The organism is Xanthomonas euvesicatoria (assembly GCF_013112235.1).
GTDB lineage: Bacteria > Pseudomonadota > Gammaproteobacteria > Xanthomonadales > Xanthomonadaceae > Xanthomonas > Xanthomonas euvesicatoria.
The window spans coordinates 1,092,335-1,114,174 of the sequence record NZ_JABFFS010000001.1; the positions used below are offsets into that span (position 1 = coordinate 1,092,335).

The window sequence follows — 21,840 nt, forward strand, 5'->3', positions numbered from 1 at the left end:
GGGAGATGCCGATCGACGGCGCGCCGCACACCGTGCGTCACCCACTGCCATCAGGCTCAACACCACATTCGACGTACTGCGGTCGTGACGTGCAACCTTCGAGACGCCCAACGCAGCCATTCACTGCGTCCGCGAGCGTCATCGCAACCACGCGCGCAACACGCTGCCGACATCACAAACGCAATGGGCCGGGGTGTTCGCCCGGCCCATCGCGTTGCATGACCGCGCGGCTTACAACCCGATCAGTATTTCTTTTCCAGATTGATCATCCAGGTCTGATCGTTGTTGCTGTCGCCGTCGGTGATGCCGCGGTATTCCAGCCGCGTCGACAGGCCTTGTTCGGTCAACAGCGCTGCACCGATGCCCACCATCAAGCGGTTGCGGTCGAACGCGCTCTGCGCGGTGCGATAGAACGGGCCACCGGTAAGGTCGGCGTAGCTCAGGATCGCATCGCCACGGCCCTGGAAGTCGCGCTGGTACTCCACGCGCAACTGCGGGGTCAGCCGTCCCCAGGCAACCTCGCGACGCCATTCCAGACGCAGGCCGAGATTGCCGGTGGTGGTGGCCACATCCATGTCGGCATAGCGCAGCGCGAACGGGGCCACGCCTGCTTCCACATAGCCGTCCAAGGTGGCGCGTGCCACATCCACCCGCGCGTACGGGGTGATCTGCAGCGTGCCGCGTTGCAGGTCGGCACCGGTGGACAGCGAGGCGATCCACTGCGTGCCGTCGCGGTTGCCCTCGGCCAGCGAACTGTCATCGGTGACGAAGCGGCGCAGGTCGTAAGACAGCAGCTGGTAGCCGACCAAGGTGTCGAAGAAGAACGCCTTGCCCGGATGGAAGCTGGCGTACAACGCCATCGTGTAGGCAGTGGCCTTGCTGTGGCTGCCGTTGTTGCCCACGTCGCTGTCGTCGCGGCCCCAACCCAGGCCCGCGCCGATCGCCAGCGACGAGGCAACCCGGTAGTCGGCACCCACGCTCAACCCATCGGTCTGGAAATCCACGCCGTTGCTGTTGGTCTGGCGGTTCAGGCTGCCCGAGCGGATTGCGCCGCCCACCCACAGGCCCAGGTCACCCTGCGTCTGCGCGCTGCTGCCGGTGGTGCCGGTCGCCGCGGGCGCATCGCGGAAGTCGTTGTCGACGTCCTGCGTGTCCGGGCTGCAGGGCTGCGCACTGATGCCGCGCTCGGCCTGGCGGCAATGCGAGGTCGGCTGGAAGCTCACTGCGTTGGTGAAGCTGCCGCCGCCGCGATGGGTGGCCTCCAGACGGCGCTGGAAGTTGTCGATCTGCGCCCGCGCAAAACGCCGCGTGGACTCGGACTGCGCATCGATCAGGCCACGCACTTCCGCATCCACGCTCGGGTCGCGCCGTGGCGCGATGTTGAACACCACACTGGCCGGGGCCGAGGTGGCGAATGCGTTGGACAAGGTGAACTGCACCGTGGCCTGGCCGACGAAGGCCGGGTTGGGCGTAAAGGTCAGGGTAAAGGTCGGCGTCTCGGCCATTGCAGCGGCCGCTGGCGACAGCCCGGAGGCACGCGCCGCCGCCGCACTGGCGGTGCCGCCCACGCGGGTGATGGTGGCGGTACCGGCCGAGGCCGGCAACACCGCAACCACCGCAGCCGCCACGAACGGCCCGCCGGTGGCGTTACGGGTGATGTCCACCTGTTGCGCTTCGCCCGGCACTGCCGCCGCAGTCACCGACACCGCCACCGGCCGCACGTTAACCGTGATGGTCAGCGTCACCGCTGCCGAGGTGCCGCCTGCGCCGCTGGCGGTATAGCTCAGCACGTCGGTACCGGCAAAGCCGGCGTTCGGCGTGTAGACCACTTCCAGCCCGTTGACCACGGCCGTGCCGTTGGTGGGCGCGCTGGCAATGGCGATCGCGGTGATGCTGCCGGTGTCGTTGGCGGTGACCGCTGCGGTCACGGCGGTGTCGGTCATGGTGGCGGCAACATCGGCCACCGCCACCGGCGCCGCATCGTTCACCGTGAAGGTGTAGGCCTGCGTGGCGCTGGCATTGCCCGCATCGGCCACCGCAATGGTGAACGACGTGGTGCCCTGTACCGTTGGCGTGCCCGACAGCGTGCCGTCGCTGGCCAGCGTCAATCCGGCCGGCAACGTGCCGCTGGCAATGCTGTAGCGGTACGGCGCAACGCCGCCGCTGGCGGTGAGCACCTGGTTGTAGGCGGTGCCACGCACGGCCGGCGGCAAGGTGGGCTGCCCCGGCACCAGCGTTGCGGCGTTGATGGTCAGCGAGTAGCTCCGGCTGGCCTGCGCGGCGGGGCTGGGCGTGCTGTCGGTGACCGTCAGGGTGAAGGTGAAGGTCCCCGACACCGTCGGCGTCCCGCTGAGGCCGCCGGTGGCAGCGTCCAGTCCCAAGCCACCCGGCAGCGCGCCGGCAGTGACTGCATAGCTGTACGGCGCGGTGCCGCCGGTGGCCGGCGTGACCGCAGCTGCATAGGCCTGCCCGGCCGTCCCTGCCGGCAAGGTCGACGCCGGCAACACCAGGTTCGGGCCAGCCACGGTCAGGCTGTATGCCTGCGTGCCGGTGAAGCTGTTGGCGTCGGTGGCCTGTACGGTGAAGTTGAACGTACCCTCCAGCGTGGCCGTGCCCGACAAGGTGCCGTTGCTGGCCAAGGTGATCCCGGCCGGCAATGCACCGCTCGTGATCGCGTAGGTGTAGGCCGCCGTGCCGCCGCTGGCGGTCAGCGTCTGGCTGTAGGCGGTGCCACGTGTTGCGGTGGGAACCGTGGACGGCGCCACTGCAATCGTCGGCGCGGCGATGTTCAACGTGTATCCGCGCGTGCCCTGCGAGGGCGTGCCGCTGGTACTGTCGGTCGCAGTGACGGTGAAGCTGAAGCTGCCCATGCTGGTGGTGGTGCCGCTCAATGCGCCGCTACCGCTATTGAGCGTGATGCCGGCGGGCAACGCGCCGGCGGTGAGCGCGTAGCTGTAGGGCGCAATGCCGCCGGCGGCCGGAGTGATCGCACTCGAATAGGCCTGGCCCGCGGTGCCGGCCGGCAAGGTGGTGGCCGGCAAGATCACGTTGGCGCCGGCCACGGTCAGGGTATAGGCGCGGCTGCCGCTGGTCGGTGCCCCGCTGTCGGTTGCGGTGACGGTGAAGTTGAAGCTGCCGCTGGCAGTCGGCGTACCGGACAGCACCCCGGCGGCGTTCAGGGTCATTCCGGCCGGCAACGTACCGGCACTGATCACGAAGCTGTAGCCGGGGGTGCCACCGCTGGCGCTCAGCGTCTGGCTGTACGCGCTGCCTGCGGTTGCTGCGGGCAGCGACGCCGGCGAGATCGTCACCACCGCATCATCGTTGAGGATGGTGCCGGTGCCGGTGGCGCGGGCGATGGTCGCATTGCTGGCGCCGGACAGGCCAACGCTGAAGGTTTCGTTGGGCTCGACCGCGGTGTCGCCATTGACGGTGACGGCCACGCCTTGCGCGGTCACGCCCGGCGCGAAGCTCAGCGTGCCGGAGCGCGCGACATAGTCGCTGCCGGCGGTGGCGGTCCCGTCGGCGGTGGCGTAGTTGACCGTGACTGTCTGGCCGCTGGCAGCGCTCAGGCTCACCGTGAAGGTGGCCGTGGTGGTGCCGCTGTTGCCTTCGTTGACGCTCACATCGTCGATCGACAGTGCCGGCTGCGCATCGTCGTTGACGATCGTGCCCAGGCCCTGCCCGTCACTCACGCTGGCACCGGTGACGTTGCTGAGGTTGACGAAGAACGTTTCGTTCGGCTCGGCCAGCGTGTCGCCGGTGACCAGCACGGTGAAGGTGGCGCTGCTGCTGCCGGCCGGGATGGTCTGCCCGATCAGACTGGAGGCGACATAGTCCACACCCGCAGTGGCGGTGCCATCGGCCGTGGCGATATCGAAGCTGACGCCGCCGGCGCCGGCCGGCGCGCTCAACGACACGGTGAAGGTGGCGTTGGTGGTGCCGGCATTGCCTTCGTTGACCGAAACATCGTTGATCGACAGCGCCGGCTGGTCGTCGTTGAGGATGGTGCCGGTGGCGCTGTTCGGCGAACCGACCGTGTAGCCGCTGCCGGTGTTGAGGCTGATCACCACGGTTTCGTCGGGCTCGACCGTGCTGTCGGCGGTCGGATTGATGGTGATGGTGCCGGTGGTCTGGCCGGCGGCGATCACCAGCGGCGAACTGACGGCCGCATAGTCGGTGCCCGAGGTCGCCGTGCCGCTCACGCCAAAGCCGATGGACAGCGCGGTGGGCGACGGTTGGTTCAGGGTGACCGTGTAGAGGAGATTGGTGGCGCCGTCCTCGGACACGCTGGCCGGGGAGACGGCGATGCTCGCGGAAGGGAAGTCGTCGTTGACGATGGTGGCGGTGGCGCTGGACGGGCTGCCGGTGGAATAGCCGGTGCCATTGGCGACACTGAAGATCACCGTTTCGTCGGTTTCCACCGCGGTGTCGGCGATCGGGGTAACGCTGAAGCTGGCCGAGCTGGTATTGGCCGGCACCACCACGCTGGTCACGGCGCCGGAGTAGTCCGTGCCGCTGGTCGCAGTGCCGCTGCGGGTCAGGTTGACCGTGGTCGCCGAGGTATTGGTCTGGCTCAGCGTCACCGTGTAGACCAAGGAGGTACCGCTGTCCTCGTTGGCGGCGGACGGGCTAACCGCGATGCTGGCGGTCCGCGAGGGGGTAATCGTGATATTGACTGTGATGGTATCGCCAGCGCCGTCTTCCAGCGGAAACGTGTCGCTGGTGGCGCTGTCGCCATTATGCGTGTATGTGACGATCTGCGTTCCCTGTGCTCCGCTTGGATTAGGAACGGTCAGAGTGCCGTGGGGAGGCTGCACTCCGTCCCAGCCAACGCCGATGTCGTCTACGCCAGTGCCGTCGCAGGTGGTGACGTCGATCTGCACCGAGCCACCCTGAACTACAGTGGCGTCCAACGTCGGACAATATTGCGACGCCGCTGCTGCGGCCTTGCCGGAATACAGCGTACTCAACAGCAGCAGCGCGAACACCAGCGGCCAACGCAAAACGACGCGCACGCCTGCAGCCATATTGGTGCAATTCGTAGACATATTCCATTTCCCCGGAAAATCACGCCACCCCACTGGCGCCGGCAACGCTCCTGGTGCCTCAGACAGCATGGTTATAGGCCTTGAAGGGCATATTCCCCACCATGCTGCGCTAGCATTTGAACAGTAAATTTACGTATTCGTAAAGCACCAAATACGTCGCCCCTGTCCGATTCAGCATTATCAATGCTTGCATTGCGCAGAAGACGTGATTAAGTAGAGCAGCGCCAGGCGCGATGTCGGCGTCAAACACCCTAGGGGAGATCCGCATGAGCGAGTTCTTCATCGGTCAGATCATGCTGACCGGTTTCGCGTTTGCGCCGAAGTATTTTGCGCAATGCAACGGTCAATTGCTGCCGATCAATCAGAACCAGGCCCTGTTCAGTCTGCTCAGCACGCGGTTCGGCGGCGACGGCAAGACCAATTTCGCGCTGCCGGACATGCGCGGCCGCACGCCGATGGGCTATGGGCCGTCGGCGGATCCGGCATGGCAGCCGACGGCGATGCCAATGGGTCAGGCCGCTGGTGCGGAGACGGTGACGCTGGTGGAAAACCAGTTGCCTGCACACCTCCATCTGATGGAATGCGCCAGCGCCGCCGGCAATAACCGCAACCCAACCGGGCGCCTATTCGCCAACAATGGCGCCACGTCGGGAACGGCGACACCGCTGTACGCCGCGCCGGGGAGCGTGGTCCCGCTCTCGCAAGCCACGGTAGGCGCAGAGGGCGGCGGCCAGGCGCATCCGAACGTGCAGCCATACACCACGATCAATTTCTGCATCGCGCTGTCCGGCATCTTCCCTTCGCGCAGCTAGGCGCATCCGCACTCGGGTGCGCAGCGCACTGGTGCGCGGATCACCTCATCGACCAGGAAGAATCTCATGGGTACTCCCTTCATCGGCGAAATCCGCCTGTTCGGCTTTGGCCGCACTCCTCAGGGCTGGCAAGCGTGCGATGGCTCATTGCTGCAGATCTCCGAATACGAGCCGTTATATGTCCTGCTCGGCACCGCCTACGGTGGAAATGGCACCAGCACCTTTGCAGTGCCTGACCTGCGCGGCCGCGTGCCGGTCCACCAGGGCCAGGGGCCGGGACTGAGCAACTACGTGCTTGCCCAGCGTGCCGGTACCGAGACGGTGACGTTGACCGATCTGCAGATGCCGGCGCATACGCACGTCGCGCAAGCTACCACCGCGGGGGCGACAGCGACGGCACCCTCGGGCCTGTTGCCTGCAGCGGTGAGCGGCGACACTTTCTATCTCACCACCACCGGCGGCGCCACGGCGCAAGCGATGTCGGGGCAGAGCACCTCATTCGCCGGTGGTAACCAGCCGCACGACAACGTCATGCCCACACTGACGGTGCAGTACTGCATTGCCACCACCGGCATCTTTCCGCAGCAAGCCTGATCCCATGCGCCGCGTCGACGTGGCTGCGGCACGCATCCGCTCCATCGGAGGAATCCGCTTATGACCGAACCCTATCTCGGCGAAATCCAGTTGTTCGGCTTCGACTACAACCCTTACGGCTGGGCCCTGTGCAATGGTGCCGTCCTGCCGATCACGCAGAACAGCGCGCTGTATTCGCTGCTCGGCATCGCCTACGGCGGCAATGGCTCCAGTACGTTTCAGCTGCCGAACTTCACCGCGCGCGCTGGCTGCCAGCAGGGCCCGGGCCCTGGCCTGACCCCGCACACGCTGGGCAGCAATTTTGGTTCCGCAGGGGTGAATCTGTCGGACTCGGAGATGCCGATGCACCAGCACGGCGTCAACTCGTTCTCCTTAGCGGACCAGACGAAGAAGAGCGGTGCGCCCGTCGGCGGCGCCGCGCTTTCGTCGCCAGGTAGCAGCAGCGCACGTCCATATAACGCAATTGTGCCCGACAAGCAGTTCTCTCCCGTTATGTTGATTCCCACCGGCAACGGCCAGGCCCACGAGAACCGGCAGCCGTATCTGGCGGTAAACTTCTGCATCGCGCTGTCCGGCGACTACCCTGTCTTCAGTTGATGTCATGACACGCCCGCTTTCCGGCGAGGTCGTGAAGGCATCCGGCGGCGCAAGCCAGACCACGTTGCCGGATGCGCACGCCATTGCATTGCGCGAAGAGCAGGATGCGGATCTGCCCTGGTTGCAGGATCTGTACGCCAGCACGCGTCGCGAGGAGCTGGCACCGGTGCCTTGGCCGGAAGCGACCAAGCGCGCCTTCCTGCAGCAGCAGTTCGCCCTGCAGCGCGCGCATTACCGGCAGCAGTTTGCCGATGCGGACTTTCTGATCGTGCAGACCAAAGCTCTAGCGATCGGCCGGCTGTATCTGCACCGCGGCGCCGCACACCACACGCTGGTCGATATCAGCCTGCTGCCGGACTGGCATGGCAAGGGCATCGGCACGCAGTTGATTGCACATGCGCAGGCGTGCGCCCGCGATGCGGGATGTGCTTTGTCATTGCATGTGCTGCACGCCAACCCCGCCGCGCAACGCCTGTATGCCCGCCTCGGATTCGTTGCAGGCGACAGCACCCAGACCCATCTGCAGATGCACTGGCATCGGCACGATCACCTGCTCAGTTGAACGAGCAGCTGGCCGTGTTCAATTGAATACGGCCTGATACAAGAACCCGTCGCGCTCGCGCGCCACCGGCACCAGGAAGATACCGATCTCGCCGAGCCGCGCATGCCGCATCTGATAGGTCTGCTGCGGAAACAAAAAGGCCGAACCATTCCGAAACAGCAACGAGAACGGCGCACGTTGCGAATTGCGCGTGTGCTGCAAGGGCCGCGCCTCCACCAGCACGAACGGCACCTCGCCCTCATTCAAAGCGGCGGCAAAGGTCTCGTTGACGCTGCCGGCAAAGTGTTCAAGCGTCAGCAACTCCATGGAAGATTCCTGCAGCGACGAAGTAGCGTGGATCGTCACGTTTTGTGGCCGGTTCGACAAGATGCCGCTGCCGACAACGCGACATGCTAGGCAGATCGTTGCGCAACTGCGACAGGCAAGACGACCAGGGGCACCTGCCAGTCTCAAGGTACACACTGCGTGCTGTGGCAACGTCGCTTACGTCCCTACCGCAGCGTACGTTTGCCGATCACGCCCGTATGCGTGGGCCTGGTTGCGTTGCAGGACACGCTGTTACGCAGACAGCGACACGCAACCCGCACATCGCCCTTCGGTGAATGCGACAATACTGCACGCGCCAGTCTGGTTATGTTCAGCGGTGCACGGGCTACTCTATCGCGTTGTAATTTTGTTAAAGGCACCGATGACGGCTTCCACTTCCCCTGTCGTGCAGTTGTCCGGTGTCCGCATCGATCGCGGCGGGCGCACGATCCTGCGCGATGTGTCGCTGGAGGTGCCACGCGGCAGCATCACGGCCGTGCTCGGTCCGTCCGGTAGCGGCAAATCCACCATGCTGGCGGCGCTGACCGGCGAGCTGCGCCCGGTCGCAGGCACGGTCACGTTGTTCGGCAATCCCATTCCCACCGGCAGCCGCGCGTTGCTGGAGATGCGTCGCAACGTCGGCGTGCTGCTGCAGGGCAATGGCCTGCTCACCGACCTCAGCGTGGCCGAGAACGTCGCACTGCCGCTGCGCACCCACACGCGGTTGCCGGCAGCGGTGCTGCAGCGCCTGGTGCAGATGAAGTTGCATGCAGTGGGCCTGCTGGCCGCAGCCGATGCCTGGCCGCGCGAGTTGTCCGGCGGCATGGCACGGCGCGTGGCACTGGCGCGCGCGCTGGCGCTGGACCCGCCGCTGATGATCTACGACGAGCCGCTGACCGGACTGGACCCGATCGCCTCGGGCGTGATCATGAGCCTGATCCAGCGCCTCAACGACAGCCTGGGGCTGACCAGCATCATCGTCAGCCACCATGTGCACGAGACGCTGCCGATCTGCGACCAGGCGGTGGTGATCGCCAATGGCGGCATCGTGTTCGCCGGCACGCCGGCGCAGCTGCAGGACAGTACCGACCCGCTAGTGCAGCAATTCCTGCACGGCCAGCCGGACGGCCCGATCGCCTTCGATGCCGCCCCGCGCCGCGACCGGAGTGCTGCCTGATGGCCTTCGCCGATTCCATTCGCGCCTTCGGCCGCGCCGGGCTGTTTTCGCTGACGGTGCTGCGCGGCTCGCTGCCCACGCGCGATTTCATGGCCGAACTGGTCCGCGAGATCTACAAGGTCGGCGCGCGCTCGCTGCCGATCATTGCGGTGGGCGGCGCCTTCGTCGGCCTGGTGCTGACCTTGCAGGGCTACCGCACGCTCACCACCTACGGTGCGTCCGATGCGTTGTCCACCTTGTTGGGCCTGTCGCTGTATCGCGAACTGGCGCCGGTGCTGACCGCCTTGTTGTTCATTGGCCGCGCCGGCAGTTCGATCGCCGCCGAGCTCGGCCTGATGCGCGCCACCGACCAGATCAAGGCGCTGGAGCTGATGGCCATCGACCCGGTGGCCAAGGCCGTGGCGCCACGCTTCTGGGCGGCGGTGCTGACGGTGCCGTTGCTCACCGGCGTGTTCTGCTCGCTGGCCATCACCGGTGGCTATTTCGAAGCGGTGCATGTGCTGGGGATCGACAACGGCACGTTCTGGTCCGGGCTGAGCAATAGCGTGGACGTCTGGGACGACTTCGGCGTGGCGATGCTCAAGTCGGCGATTTTCGGCGGCACCGCTGCACTGGTTGCCGCCTACGTGGGCTTCCATGCCGAACCGACCATCGAAGGCACCTCGGTCGCCACCACCCGCGCGGTGGTGAATGCCTCGTTGCTGGTGCTGATGTTCAACTTCGTCCTTTCTGCAATGTTGTTTAGGTGAGTGGAATAACTATGGCCATGCGTGGACCACGACTCGAATTCGCCGTCGGCGCCTTTTTGCTGCTGACCCTGGCCTCGCTGCTGGTGCTGGCGGTGGCCTCGACCAACCAGCGCTGGGGCTTTGGCTCCAGCCAGTACACGCTGACCGCCCGCTTCAGCCAGATCGGCCAGCTGCGCGCGCAGGCACCGGTAAAGATCGGCGGGGTGACCATCGGCAAGGTGTCCAACATCAGCCTGGACCCGACCAAGTTCGATTCGATCGTGACCCTGTCGCTGGATACCAAATACAAGGACCTGCCGGCCGACACCTCGGCCGGCATCTTCACCAGCGGCTTGCTGGGCGAGAGTTATATCGGGCTGCAGCCGGGCGGCGACCCGGACACCCTCAAGCCGGGCGACGAAATCGGCTTCACCCAGCCGGCGGTGGATCTGCTGCAGCTGGTTGGCAAATACATGTTCAGTGGTGGCGGTGGCGGCAGCAATGCCCCGGCCGCCGCCAACGGCCAGGCGCCTGCGCCTGCCCAAACCGCTCCTCCCTCTACGGAACCACACCAATGAAGACCACTGTGCTTTCTGCCGTCCTGGCCTCGACCCTGCTGGTGTGCGCACCGGTCACCGTGCTGGCGCAGCCGGCCGCTGCCAGCGCACCTGCGCAGGGCGCAGCGACCAAGACCGTCATCGACAGCAGCACCCGCATCCTGAGCACGCTGGACCAGCGCCGTGCCGAGTTCCGCAGCAATCCGGCGGCGCTGCGTCAGTTCATCAATGGCGAATTGAACAAGGCCTTCGACCGCGACTACTCGGCCCGCCTGGTGCTGGGCGTGCATGGCCGTGGCGCCTCCGATGCCGACGTCAAGCTGTTTGCCGATGCGCTGGCCGACAACCTGATGCAGCGGTATGGCACCGCGCTGCTGAATTTCGAAGGCAAGCCGACCTTCCGCGCCAAGTCCGAGAGCGCGCTGCCGGGCAACCGCGGCGTCAAGGTCTCCACCGACCTGCTGCGTGCCGGCAACGACCCGACCCCGGTCGACTACCTGATGCGCAATACCGGCGGCCAGTGGAAGATCTTCGACGTGATGATCGAAGGCATTTCCTACGTGCAGACCTTCAAGACCCAGTTCGACGGCCCGCTGCGCGAAAAGGGCATCGCCAAGGTGGCCGCCGAGCTGCGTAGCGGCAACCTGCAGGTCGGTACGGCACCGGCCAATGGCAACTGATACCGTGCAACGCACGGGCGATGCGCTGGTCATTGCCGGCGTGCTCGACCGTGCGGCGGTCACCGCGGCCTGGCCGCAGGCGATCGCACAGCTGGATGGCGCGCGCACGCTGGACCTGTCGGGTGTACAACGCCTGGACAGTGCCGGCGTGGCGATGCTGGCCGAACTGGCTGCCCGGTTACGCCAAGCCGGCAGCGGCGCGGTGGTGGGCGAGGCGTCCGGTCTGGACGAATTGCGCGCCGCCTACCGGTTGTCCCCCACTCTCGATTTTCAGGCCTGAGCGCCAGCCCATGAACCAGTTCCGTTCTCTTCCGTTGTTGGCCAGCCTGCTGCTGGGTGCCTGCGCCAGCCAGGCGCCCAAATCCGCACCGCCGTCGGGCGGTACCGCCATCGCGCCTGCGACCGAGGCGCCGGTACGCGACGATGCCGGAGTGACCGCGCAGCCGGCCGCCGCCGGGATGGCCGCCCCGGACGCGGTGCCGGCGAGCGCTGCTGCTCCTGCCGATTCGCAGGCCGCGGCGGGTACCGGCACCGCCGCTGCAGGCGCGCCCACCGATGCCGAAAGCGATTTCGACGCGCTGTATGGCCCGACCACCCCGCAAGCAGGTGCCAACGGTGCGCCGGCACAACCGGGCGCGGCGCCGGCATACGACCCCTGGGAGCGCTACAACCGCGGCATGCACCGCTTCAACATGGCGGTGGACCGCGGCGTGGCGCGTCCGTTGGCGACGGCCTACACCAAGGTGGTGCCGAGCCCGGCGCGTCTGGGCGTGACCAACTTCTTCGACAACCTGGGCACGCCGCTGACCATGGTCAACCAGCTGCTGCAAGGCCACCCGGTCCATGCAATGCAGTCGCTGGGGCGCTTTGTGATGAACAGCACCCTGGGTGTGGCTGGGCTGTTCGACCCCGCCTCGGCGGCCGGCATCCCGCGGCGCAGCGAAGACTTCGGCCAGACGCTGGGCGCGTGGGGCTGGCGTAACTCGCGTTACTTCGAACTGCCGTTGTTCGGCCCGCGCACCGTGCGCGACACCTTCGGGCTGGCGGGCGATATTCCGCTGTCGTGGATTCGCCAGGTGGACGACGGCGGTACGCGCTTCGCCCTGCAGGGCTTGCAGCTGGTGGACACGCGCGCGCAGCTGATGTCGCTGGATTCGCTGCGCGACCAGGCGCCGGACGAATACGCGCTGACCCGCGATGCGTGGATGCAGCGCCGCAATTACCAGATCACCCGCGATCTGCGCAGCCATCGCGAAAAGAACAACGAGCTGCCGGAATACCTGCGCGACGACAAGGACAATACCGTGCCGGGTAACGCCATGCCGATCCCGAACTGGGTGCGTTGAGCGGTTAGGGTTTTGGCGAGTGATGAATGTAAAAGCCCGGGAGCGATCCCGGGCTTTTTGTGTGTTGGGCACCAGGCGGACCCGTTGCGACGTCACGACGAACGCCCGCGTTGCCAAGCGCCTCGGTGTGACAGCAGTGCTAGGTGCCGTCGTTGCGAGGCGGTGTCGGTACCGGTACCGCTGCATCCTGTGCAGCGATGATTTGCCACCGACCACTCCGCTTGATCCAGATATCGGTCCAGACATACCGGCCCGTAGACCCGTCTTTACGGGTCCACGTTTCGCTCCCGTGCGCGATTGCGGTCTCTCCGAAGAATCTGACGTTGATCTCGTCGAGTGTGTTGGACATGATCTGTTTGGCAGGACCGGTCTCGCGAGTGACCTGGGATTTATCGTATCTGCGGCCCTTGGTGTCAGTCCCGATGAAGTCGTCGGCAAAGTAAATCCTGCGCTTTGACCGATCTCCTGTCACGACAGACTCTGCCCAGTCGCGAGAACAGTCGACGATGTACCGCGCTGCCTGCGTGTCAGGGGTGGACGCCGTACCGGGCATGTGCGAGCAGCCAGTCACCATCGACAACGCGAGCATTGAAGAGCTGAAGAAGTGATTGAAGGTCATTGCCTGTTCCCTGGCTCCCGATAAGAACGTGACGCGTCATCGCAATGCCGCCAGCGCGCTATGCGTGGGTGGCCAGCGCCGCATCCACTGCCGCACGCAGGCGTGCATCGTCGGCGGGAATATCCGGAGCGAAGCGGTCGATGATCGTGCCGTCGCGGCCGATCAGGAATTTTTCGAAGTTCCACACCACCCCGGGCGCGGGGTTGGGGGCGATGCCGTAGCCGGCCAGTTTTTCGCGCATCGGGCCGTCCCCGGTGGTGTGCGGGTGCGTGCTGGTCAGTGCGCGATACAGCGGGTGCGTCTGGTCGCCGGTGACGGCGATCTTGGCAAACATCGGGAAGGTGACATCGTAGGTGAGCTGGCAGAACTGCGCGATTTCCGCTTCGCTGCCCGGCTCCTGGCCGTTGAAGTCGTTGGCCGGAAACCCCAGCACTTCCAGGCCCTGTGCGCGCTTGTCGCGATACAGCGCTTCCAGGCCATCGTACTGCGGGGTCAGGCCGCACTTGGAGGCGACGTTGACTACCAGCAGCACCTTGCCGCGGTAGTCGGCCAGGGTGGTGGGCTGGCCGTCGATGCGGGTCACGGGAATGTCGTACAGCGTCTGGCTCATCGATGCGTCCTGGACAGGTAGAGCCGAGAGCATAAACGGCCAGGGTGGAGCGAGCGATGCCGCTGGCTCACGCGGCTGGCAGTTGTCTGCAGCGACGCCCACGGGCCGAACGGCTGACCGGCCAGGACACGCGTCCGGCCATTTTCGAAGCCCTCAATCGATGCACAACGCCGCCTGGCCCTTGCCGCCGACCACCTCCTGGCGGCAACCGAAACGATCGCTGTCGCGCTGACAGGTCCCGGTGGCCGCCGCGCCGTTCGGCACGATGCTGGTGGCCAGGCAGTCGCCGCTGCAATCGCTGTTGTCGGTGCAGGTCTTGCCGGCATCGGCATACGGCACGATGCAGCGCGGAATCTGCATGCGGCCGACCGGCCGCAGTTGGCCACCCTTTGCGGTGCAGGCAGCGGCGTCGGCGCTCGTCTGTGCAGCAGGGGCCTGCGCGGCTGGCGAGGCAGGGGAGGCGGTTGGCGCATTGCTGCAGGCAGTCAGCAGCAGCGCGCAGAGCCCTGCGTGGATCCATCGGGTCGCCATGTTGAAACTCTCGTCTTGAATCAGGTGGATGCAAGCATCGCGGTGGCGATGTCTGCACGATGTGCTGGCGATCGGCGCAAGCACGTGCCGCAAACCTGCATTCGTAGGAGCGTACCCGGGCGCGATGAAGCGTTATCGGTAAAGCGGCTCGCGCCCGGGTGCGCTCCTACGTGTGCTGTCGCCTGCGCAGGCCATGCATCGGCGTCTGCAGCCAATCACGCCTGCTCGTCGGTGCTGTCGTCTTCGCTGCTGGTGCCGGTGTCGTCGCTGCCATCGTCCAGCAGCGCCTGCGATTGCTCGCCGGCCAGGGTTTCCACCCCGCGCAGGCGGCGTTCGATGGTGCGGGTCTTGCGGCTGGCTTCGCCCAGGCTCTTGCCGACGGTGCTGATCTGCCGCTCGGCCTTTTCCAGAATGCCGGCGAACTTGCCGAACTCGCTCTTCACCGCGCCCAGCACCTGCCAGACCTCGCTGGAGCGCTTTTCGATCGCCAACGTGCGAAAGCCCATCTGCAGGCTGTTGAGCAAGGCGGTAAACGTGGTGGGGCCGGCCAGCACCACGCGGTGTTCGCGCTGCAGCAGATCGACCAGGCCGGCACGGCGGATCACTTCGGCATACAGCCCTTCGGTGGGCAAAAACATCACCGCGAAATCGGTGGTGTGCGGCGGGCAGACGTACTTGTCGCTGATCGACTTGGCCTGGATGCGGATGGCGCGTTCCAGTTGCACGGTCGACTGCTTGATCGCGTCGAGGTCGCCCTTTTCCTGCGCGTCGATCAGGCGTTCGTAGTCCTCGCGCGGGAACTTGGCGTCCACCGGCAGCCAGACCACCTGCTCGTCGCCGCGTCCGGGCAGGCGGATCGCAAAATCCACCGCTTCGGCACTGTCGGGCTTGACCCGCACGCCGCGGGCGTATTGCTCCATCGTCAGCGTCTGCTCGAGGATGTTGTCCAGCTGCACTTCGCCCCAGCCGCCGCGGTCCTTGACGTTGGTGAGCACGCGCTTGAGGTCGCCCACGCCGGTGGCCAGCTGCTGCATTTCGCCCAGGCCGCGTTGCACCTGTTCCAGCCGTTCGGAGACCAGCTTGAACGAGGCATCCAGGCGTGTGTTAAGCGTGGTCTGCAGTTTTTCATCGACGGTGGCGCGCATCAATTCGAGCTTGCTGGCGTTGTCGTGTTGCAGGTTGGCCAGCTGTTGCTCGAGCGTGGCGCGCATCTCGCCGATGCGCAGTTCGTTGCGCTGGGTGAGTTCGTTCAAGCGCTGGCCCAGCGCTTCGGTGAAGCGTTGTTGCGATTGGCCGGCTTCCTGGCGGCCCTTGCGGGCGTCTTCGGCCAGCGCGTCGCGCAGCGCGGCCATGTGCGTATCGGTGCGCGCGATCAGCTCGGTCAGTTGCTGGCCGAACACGTGGATGCGGGTTTCCTGTTGCTGGCCGAAGCCTTCGAGCTGGGTGCGCAATTCGGTGAGCCGCAGGGTCAGCAGCTCGCCGGTGCGTTGTTGTGCAAGGCCGCTTTCTTCGCGCGCCTTGCGGGCGTCTTCGCCGAGCGCGTCGCGCAGCAGGTCCAGGCGTTGGTCGGTGCGCGTGGACAACTCGGTGAGGTTGCGCGCGAAGGTTTCCAGGCGGGCGTCCTGCTGCCGCGCCAGGCCTTCGAGTTGCTCGCGCAATTCGCCGCGGCCATCGCGTTGCTCGGCGCGCAGTGCATGTTCCAGCGCGGTGGTGGACGGACGTCGCAGCAGCGCCAGCAGCTGCAACACGAGGACTACGACAAGCAGCCCGAGAAGGATCAGGGATTGAGATGACATGCGCGCAGTGTAGCGGCGCCTGTCGCAATAGCTGCGTCGCGGATCTTGGCCAGCGGCGATCGCGTGCCAACGCTGAAGGGTGCGGCTGCACGACAGCGGCCATGCCAGAGCGCTGTCGTGCGTGAGGCCTCTGCGCTCAGAAGCCTTCCAGCACCAGCTTGCCGCGGGTGCGGTGCGATTCCAGCGCGGCGTGGGCGCGGCGCAGGTTGTCGGCGGTGATGCGGCCGTAGTGCTCGCCCAGGGTGGTGCGCAGCACGCCGGTATCCACCAGCTCGGCGACGCGATTGAGCAGATGGTGCTGGGCGATCATGTCCTGGGTTTCGAACAGCGAGCGGGTGAACATCAGCTCCCAGTGCAGCGACAGGCTCTTGCGCTTGAGCGGCAGCGCGTCCAGCGTGGCCGGGTCGTCGATCAGCGCCAGCTGACCTTGCGGGGCCAGCACCTCGACCAGTTGGGCGAAGTGCTGGTCGGTGTGGGTGAGGCTGGCGACGTGCTGCACCTGCGCGATGCCGATCCGCTGCAGGCCCTCGCCCAGCGGCTGGCTGTGGTCGATCACGTGATGCGCGCCGAGTGCGTGCACCCAATCCTGGGTTTCCGGGCGCGAGGCGGTGCCGATGACGGTCAGCTTGGTCAGCGTGCGCGCCAGCTGCACCAGGATCGAGCCCACGCCCCCGCCCGCACCGACCACCAGCAATGCCTGGCCTTCGCCGCCGCCTTCGGCAATGCCGAGCCGGTCGAACAGCAGCTCCCAGGCGGTGATGGCGGTGAGCGGCAATGCGGCGGCCGCAGCGTTGTCGAGCGTGGCCGGCTTGCGCCCGACCAGGCGCTCGTCCACCAGGTGGAACTCGGCATTGGTGCCCGGGCGGGTCAGCGCGCCGGCGTAGTACACCGCATCGCCGGGGCGGAACAGGCTGACCGCCTCGCCGACCGCATCGACCACGCCGCTGGCGTCCCAGCCCAGCACGCGCGGGGCATCCACCGCCGCGTTGCTGCGCACCTTGGTGTCGACCGGGTTGACCGACACGGCGTGGATGCGCACGCGCAGGTCGCGCGGGCCGGGGGTGGGCAGCGGCAGCTCGAGTTCGATCAGCGCGCGCGCATCGTCGATGGGCAGGCCGTGTTGCGGGTAGGCGATGGCTTTCATGGCAGGCGTCGTGCGGGAGGGAGTTGCATCGTCAACCACCTGGATTCACGAAAAAACCGGCAAACTGCACAAGCACTTTCACCACTGGAGTGAAGATGGTCCGCTTCGACGACCTGGCGCTGTTCGTGCGGACCGCGGCGCTGGGCAGTTTTTCCAGCGCAGCGCGCGAGGCCGATCTGTTGCCGGGACAGGCCAGCGCGGCGGTGGCCCGGCTGGAACGCGCGCTGGATCTGCGTCTGTTCGCCCGGTCTACGCGCAGCCTGCGGCTGACCGCCGAGGGCGAGCAGTACCTGCCCTATGCGCGCGGCGTGCTGGAGTTGCTGCGCGACGGGCGCGAGCATGTGCGGGGCGCCGACAGTGCGCTGCAGGGGCTGCTGCAGGTGACGGCGCCGTCGGACCTGGGCCGCAACGTGCTGCTGCCGTGGCTGACCGAATTCCGCGCCGCGCACCCGAAGCTGACCCTGCGCCTGCACCTGTCCGATCAGGTGGCCGACCTGTATCGCGCGCCGGTGGATGTGGCATTTCGGCTCGGCCGTATCGACGATGCAGAGCATGTGGCATTGCCGCTGGCACCGGACAACCGCCGCGTACTGGTGGCCGCGCCCGCCTACCTGCAGCGCCACGGGCGCCCCGCCACGCTGGATGCGCTACGCGAGCACGCCTGCCTGCTGTACGTGCTGGCCGGGCGCGCCTACGACCGCTGGCAATTCGACCTGGAGGGCCGCCGCCACGTGGTGCCGGTGCGCGGGGCGATGCTGTGCGACGACGCCGATGTGGTGCGGCGTTGGGCAGTCGCCGGCGAAGGCATTGCCTACAAGTCGTGGCTGGATGTGTGCGCAGACGTGCAGGCCGGGCGGCTGGAGGCGCTGTTGCCCGAGTGCGGCGATCGGCTGCCGCTGCAGCTGGTGTGCCCGCACCGCAAGCAGTTTTCGCCGGCGATCCGGCAATTGCATGCGCTGTTTGCGCAGCGCTGCCAGGCGCTGACGGCGTTGTACCCGCTGCAGGCCGATGGGGCTGGTATGGGGTGATGCGGTGATCGCAGTGGCGCGATCGGCGCGATCGCTTGGCTAGACAGAAGGCCGGCGGTCGATGCGATGCGCGCGCGAACGCACATCATCCACGCGCCACACCTGCATGCGCTGCGCCATCTGCCACACGCGCGGTACCTGCCATCACGGCGGCCCTCGCGTGGCCGGCGTGCAAACGGTGGCTGCACGGCTGCGCCATGACGCTGAAATGGCCAGCACACCTGTTTCGATGTCGCATGGCCTGCGGGCTGTAGCGCGTTATTGCCGTGTTCGTTGAAGCGCCCATCACTGCAGCGGTTCTAGCCTGCCGGCATGACCGCACCCCGCCCGGTTCGCATGCAGCGCTATGGCAATCGCGACGGCCACTCGGGCGTGGTGGCCTACGCGCTGGCCGACGACGCCATCGCCGTGCGCTTTCGCAGCGGCGAGACCTATGTGTATACCGCCGATAGCGCCGGTGCCGAGGCGGTCGCGACCATGCAGCGGCTTGCCACGGCCGGACGCGGGCTGAGCACCTACATCAGCCAGACCGTGCGCGATGCATACGCGGGCAAGATCGAGCTGTAGCGGCGCAAGAGTGCAGCGGCGAGAATGCACCGCTCTGCGACTGACCGCAGCGTGCATGGATGCACTCGGCTGCACGCGCTGCACAAGGCGCGTGCGGGGTTGCAGGCAGCACGGATCACCACCGCCAACGGCCGGCCATTACGCGCGTCACTGAGGAACACATGCTGGAGATCTACGGAAAGCCGAGCTCGATCAATGTGCGCAAAGTGTTGTGGTTGTGCGATGAGCTGGGGCTGGACTACACGCTGCATGCCTATGGCAGCGGTTTTGCGTCGGTGCAGACGCCGGAATTTCGCGCACTCAACCCCAATGCGCTGGTGCCGGTCATCCGCGCGGGTGAACTGGTGCTGTGGGAATCGAACACGATCTGCCGCTACCTGGCCGCGCGCAGCCAACGCGATGATCTGCTGCCGGCCGCGCCCGCCGCGCGCGCATTGGTCGAGCAATGGATGGATTGGCAGGCCACCGAACTCAATACCGCCTGGCGCTACGCATTCATGGCCACCGTGCGTGGCAGCGCCGCGCATACCGATGCGCAGGCGATTGCGGCGAGCGTGGAGCAGTGGAACCGCCACATGGCGATCCTCGATGCGCAGCTGCAGCGCGGCGGTCCGTTCGTCCTGGGCGCATGCTTTACGCTTGCCGACATCGTACTGGGGGTGTCGACACAGCGCTGGGTCGCCAGCCCCATCGCGCATGCGGCATTGCCTGCGGTGGCGGCGTATTACGCATACTTGCAGACACGCGCCGGATTTCAGCGCCATGGCTGCACGGCACCGTGATGCTGCACGTCGCCTTTGTGCGAAGCGAACCAGACCGCCGAAGCGATGCATGCAGCACGCTCGCACTGCATTGACCTGGGCATGGGTAGGGTGAGGGTCTGCTTTTGCGAGACTTGCCGATGACCACTGCCACCAACCAAACCCGCCTGCTGGCGCTTGGCCTGTTCGTTTTTCTGGGCACGTTCGCAGCGATCGTCTGGTACCTGATGCGCCCCTACGGCACGGCGTATTTTTTCCCGGTGCATTTTCTGATCGGAGCGGCGTTGCCGTTTCTGATCTATGCGATCGGCGGAACCCGGCTGTGGTTCTGGATGGGCATGGGCATCACCGCGTTGGTGCTGCTGTGGTTCAACCTGTGGGGCCATGACGCCAATGGCGCGGCGCCGCGGGTGCTGGACTGGAGCCACTTCGCTGCCGGTGTGGTTGGGCTTGCCGGTGCCTGGGCGGTGCAGCTGATCTATCGCAACGCGCGCCCGCCGCATCGCGCCTCGATTGAGTGAGCGGAAGTGTGGTGGGCGAACGCGTGCCGTCGATCGCGCACGCCGTGATGGATGGTGGTGCTTGGCCAAGGATAGGCACGATGCGCCGCGCATCAGTTGATGCCATCGCGTGCCCACCTTGCCCGGGCATAGCCACCGCATGACCTTGGACCGATAGCTTTGCTGCGCTGCGTTGGGCGACACTCGCGCATTCTTTTGATTCCTGCGAGGTCCGCATGTCGTCTTGGCTCAGGCGCAAATCCATCGATCAGGTCACCGTGCACGAGACTGGCCGGCAACTGGTCCGCAGCCTGAGCTGGCCGCATCTGATCGCGCTGGGCATCGGCGCCATCGTCGGTACCGGTATCTACACGCTGATCGGCGTGGGCGCCGACAAGGCCGGCCCCGCGGTGCTGCTGTCGTTCGTGGCGGCCGGCATCGTCTGCGCCTGCGCGGCGCTGGCGTATGCGGAGATGGCCACGATGATGCCGGCTGCCGGCAGTGCGTATACCTACAGCTACACCGCGCTGGGCGAGAGCATTGCCTGGGTGGTGGGCTGGAGCCTGGTGCTGGAATACTCGCTGGTGGTCAGCACCGTGGCGGTCGGCTGGTCGGGCTATTTCGTCGGGTTCCTGCAATGGCTGGGAGTGGGCTTGCCGCATGAACTCATTGCCGGGCCGCATGCCGGCGGCATCGTGAACCTGCCGGCGGTGGTGATCACCTTCCTGGTGGCTGGCCTGTTGATGGCCGGCACCAAGGAAAGCGCCACGCTCAATGCGGTGCTGGTGGTGTTCAAGATCATCGCGCTGGGCGTGTTCGTGGCCATTGCGCTGCCGGCCTTCAACAGCGCCAACCTGCAGCCGTTCATGCCGTATGGCTTCTCCAAGGCAATGGGTCCCGATGGCGTGGAGCGCGGCGTGATGGCAGCGGCGGCCATCATCTTCTTCGCGTTCTATGGCTTCGATGCGATTTCCACCGCCGCCGAAGAAACCAAGAACCCCGGACGCGATCTGTCGATCGGCATCGTCGGTTCGATGATCGGCTGCACCTTGATCTATGTGCTGGTGGCGCTGGCGGCGGTGGGTGCGATGAGCTTTACCGTGTTCGGCAAGAGCCCCGAGCCGTTGGCGCTGATCCTGCGCGAACTCGGCCAAGGCAAGGCGGCCCTGGTGATCGGTGCGGTGGCGATCATTGCGTTGCCGACGGTGTTGCTGGCGTTCCTGTACGGGCAGAGCCGCATCTTCTTCGTGATGTCGCGCGATGGCTTGTTGCCGCGCGGCCTGTCCAAGGTCAATGCACGCACCGGCACGCCGGTGGCGATCACGCTGTTCACCGCGGTGCTGGTGGCAGCGCTGGCGGGGGTGGCCCGGCTGGACGAAATTGCCGCGTTGGCCAATGCCGGCACGCTGGCCGCATTCACCGCGGTGGCGGCTTGCCTGTTGGTGTTGCGCGTGCGTGAGCCCGGCCGCGCGCGCGCCTTCCGCACGCCGCTGGCGTGGGTGGTGGGACCGGTGGCGATCGGCGGCTGTCTGTACCTGTTCTGGAGTTTGCCGAGCAAGACGCAGGTCTGGTTCCTGCTATGGAATGCGCTGGGCTTGGTGGTGTACCTGGCATATGGGCGACGCAATAGCCGGTTGAATCAGGCGGGCTGAGCGTCCTTCTCTCTTCGGGACCTTCTTCCCCTTCATGGAGGAGAAGGTGGCGCGTAGCGCCGGATGAGGGTGCGGGCGTAGCCGCGCGCAGTGCGATAACGCGAGGGCTTTGCCCCGTACCCCTCACCCCACCCCCCGCTCCGCGCCCCAGCCCGCGCTTGCGGCGCGGGCGCTCCAAGCCACGCGCGCCAGTAGCGCGCAAGCTGTGCCTTTTCGCCCCGC

At 66.4% G+C, this 21,840-nt stretch carries 22 protein-coding genes; 15 read left to right on the forward strand and 7 right to left on the reverse strand.

Translation table 11 applies throughout. The features are described 5' to 3' along the window. Positions 1 to 242: 242 nt before the first annotated feature. On the reverse strand, positions 243 to 5,051 hold the full coding sequence (locus tag HLH45_RS04585) for a putative Ig domain-containing protein (protein ID WP_046932683.1): 4,809 nt from the start codon (positions 5,049 to 5,051) through the stop codon (positions 243 to 245). Between the two features lie 266 nt (positions 5,052 to 5,317). Between HLH45_RS04585 and HLH45_RS04590 the strand changes: the two genes are divergently transcribed. From HLH45_RS04590 to HLH45_RS04605, 4 genes are all read left to right on the forward strand, one after another. After that, a complete protein-coding gene (locus HLH45_RS04590) occupies positions 5,318 to 5,863 on the forward strand; it encodes a phage tail protein (RefSeq protein ID WP_011349183.1) in 546 nt (181 codons plus the stop codon). A 66-nt stretch (positions 5,864 to 5,929) separates the two neighbouring features. Then, positions 5,930 to 6,457, forward strand: coding sequence for a phage tail protein (locus HLH45_RS04595; protein ID WP_008575266.1), 528 nt, complete (start codon positions 5,930 to 5,932; stop codon positions 6,455 to 6,457). A gap of 60 nt (positions 6,458 to 6,517) precedes the next feature. After that, positions 6,518 to 7,054, forward strand: coding sequence for a phage tail protein (locus tag HLH45_RS04600; RefSeq protein ID WP_008575267.1), 537 nt, complete (start codon positions 6,518 to 6,520; stop codon positions 7,052 to 7,054). Positions 7,055 to 7,058: 4 nt separating this feature from the next. Beyond that, on the forward strand, positions 7,059 to 7,616 hold the full coding sequence (locus tag HLH45_RS04605) for a GNAT family N-acetyltransferase (protein WP_008575269.1): 558 nt from the start codon (positions 7,059 to 7,061) through the stop codon (positions 7,614 to 7,616). Positions 7,617 to 7,634: 18 nt separating this feature from the next. Here the strand turns inward: HLH45_RS04605 and HLH45_RS04610 are convergent, their stop codons facing one another. Next, positions 7,635 to 7,922 (reverse strand): DUF6916 family protein, encoded by a 288-nt coding sequence (locus HLH45_RS04610; protein WP_008575271.1) that lies wholly within the window; start codon positions 7,920 to 7,922, stop codon positions 7,635 to 7,637. 382 nt (positions 7,923 to 8,304) lie between these two features. Here HLH45_RS04610 and HLH45_RS04615 point away from each other — a divergent pair, with 382 nt between their 5' ends. The 6 genes from HLH45_RS04615 to HLH45_RS04640 are packed head-to-tail and all read left to right on the forward strand — an operon-like array spanning position 8,305 to position 12,410. Beyond that, positions 8,305 to 9,099: an ABC transporter ATP-binding protein gene (locus HLH45_RS04615; RefSeq protein WP_008575273.1), complete on the forward strand. Its 795-nt coding sequence runs from the start codon at positions 8,305 to 8,307 to the stop codon at positions 9,097 to 9,099. Continuing rightward, a complete protein-coding gene (locus HLH45_RS04620; protein ID WP_008575275.1) occupies positions 9,099 to 9,848 on the forward strand; it encodes an MlaE family lipid ABC transporter permease subunit in 750 nt (249 codons plus the stop codon). The genes HLH45_RS04615 and HLH45_RS04620 overlap by 1 nt, the downstream gene beginning before the upstream one ends. A gap of 11 nt (positions 9,849 to 9,859) precedes the next feature. Continuing rightward, entirely contained in the window at positions 9,860 to 10,405 is a 546-nt protein-coding gene (gene mlaD / locus HLH45_RS04625; RefSeq protein ID WP_008575276.1) for an outer membrane lipid asymmetry maintenance protein MlaD, read from the forward strand. Then, positions 10,402 to 11,064 carry an MlaC/ttg2D family ABC transporter substrate-binding protein gene (locus HLH45_RS04630; protein ID WP_008575277.1) on the forward strand — a complete coding sequence of 221 codons (663 nt, stop codon included), beginning with the start codon at positions 10,402 to 10,404 and terminating at the stop codon, positions 11,062 to 11,064. The genes mlaD and HLH45_RS04630 overlap by 4 nt, the downstream gene beginning before the upstream one ends. Next, on the forward strand, positions 11,054 to 11,344 hold the full coding sequence (locus tag HLH45_RS04635; RefSeq protein ID WP_008575279.1) for an STAS domain-containing protein: 291 nt from the start codon (positions 11,054 to 11,056) through the stop codon (positions 11,342 to 11,344). The genes HLH45_RS04630 and HLH45_RS04635 overlap by 11 nt, the downstream gene beginning before the upstream one ends. A 10-nt stretch (positions 11,345 to 11,354) precedes the next feature. Continuing rightward, a complete protein-coding gene (locus tag HLH45_RS04640; protein ID WP_046932685.1) occupies positions 11,355 to 12,410 on the forward strand; it encodes an MlaA family lipoprotein in 1,056 nt (351 codons plus the stop codon). A 139-nt stretch (positions 12,411 to 12,549) separates the two neighbouring features. Here HLH45_RS04640 and HLH45_RS04645 read toward each other — a convergent pair whose 3' ends face one another. The 5 genes from HLH45_RS04645 to HLH45_RS04665 all read right to left on the reverse strand — a co-directional run bounded on the left by HLH45_RS04645 (position 12,550) and on the right by HLH45_RS04665 (position 17,110). After that, complete coding sequence (locus tag HLH45_RS04645) at positions 12,550 to 13,029, reverse strand: nuclear transport factor 2 family protein (RefSeq protein ID WP_008573078.1); 480 nt, start codon at positions 13,027 to 13,029, stop codon at positions 12,550 to 12,552. Positions 13,030 to 13,087: 58 nt separating this feature from the next. After that, positions 13,088 to 13,639 (reverse strand): glutathione peroxidase, encoded by a 552-nt coding sequence (locus tag HLH45_RS04650; protein ID WP_033478691.1) that lies wholly within the window; start codon positions 13,637 to 13,639, stop codon positions 13,088 to 13,090. Positions 13,640 to 13,792: 153 nt separating this feature from the next. After that, entirely contained in the window at positions 13,793 to 14,194 is a 402-nt protein-coding gene (locus HLH45_RS04655) for a hypothetical protein (protein WP_109290613.1), read from the reverse strand. Positions 14,195 to 14,385: 191 nt separating this feature from the next. Next, positions 14,386 to 15,918 (reverse strand): DNA recombination protein RmuC, encoded by a 1,533-nt coding sequence (gene rmuC / locus HLH45_RS04660; protein ID WP_014091563.1) that lies wholly within the window; start codon positions 15,916 to 15,918, stop codon positions 14,386 to 14,388. 184 nt (positions 15,919 to 16,102) lie between these two features. Next, positions 16,103 to 17,110, reverse strand: a complete 1,008-nt coding sequence (locus HLH45_RS04665) for a zinc-binding alcohol dehydrogenase family protein (RefSeq protein WP_008573087.1) — start codon at positions 17,108 to 17,110, stop codon at positions 16,103 to 16,105. Positions 17,111 to 17,205: 95 nt separating this feature from the next. Between HLH45_RS04665 and HLH45_RS04670 the strand changes: the two genes are divergently transcribed. The 5 genes from HLH45_RS04670 (at position 17,206) to HLH45_RS04690 (ending at position 21,618) form a co-directional block, all read left to right on the forward strand. Then, positions 17,206 to 18,138, forward strand: coding sequence for a LysR family transcriptional regulator (locus tag HLH45_RS04670; protein ID WP_008573089.1), 933 nt, complete (start codon positions 17,206 to 17,208; stop codon positions 18,136 to 18,138). 336 nt (positions 18,139 to 18,474) lie between these two features. Next, positions 18,475 to 18,705, forward strand: coding sequence for a hypothetical protein (locus tag HLH45_RS04675; RefSeq protein WP_008573091.1), 231 nt, complete (start codon positions 18,475 to 18,477; stop codon positions 18,703 to 18,705). Positions 18,706 to 18,866: 161 nt separating this feature from the next. Then, positions 18,867 to 19,487, forward strand: a complete 621-nt coding sequence (locus tag HLH45_RS04680) for a glutathione S-transferase family protein (RefSeq protein ID WP_008573093.1) — start codon at positions 18,867 to 18,869, stop codon at positions 19,485 to 19,487. Between the two features lie 119 nt (positions 19,488 to 19,606). Next, on the forward strand, positions 19,607 to 19,987 hold the full coding sequence (locus tag HLH45_RS04685; RefSeq protein ID WP_008573095.1) for a hypothetical protein: 381 nt from the start codon (positions 19,607 to 19,609) through the stop codon (positions 19,985 to 19,987). 215 nt (positions 19,988 to 20,202) lie between these two features. Further along, the gene (locus tag HLH45_RS04690; protein ID WP_008573097.1) at positions 20,203 to 21,618 is read left to right on the forward strand and encodes an amino acid permease; all 1,416 of its coding nucleotides are present in this window, start codon (positions 20,203 to 20,205) and stop codon (positions 21,616 to 21,618) included. The last annotated feature ends 222 nt before the right edge of the window (positions 21,619 to 21,840 follow it).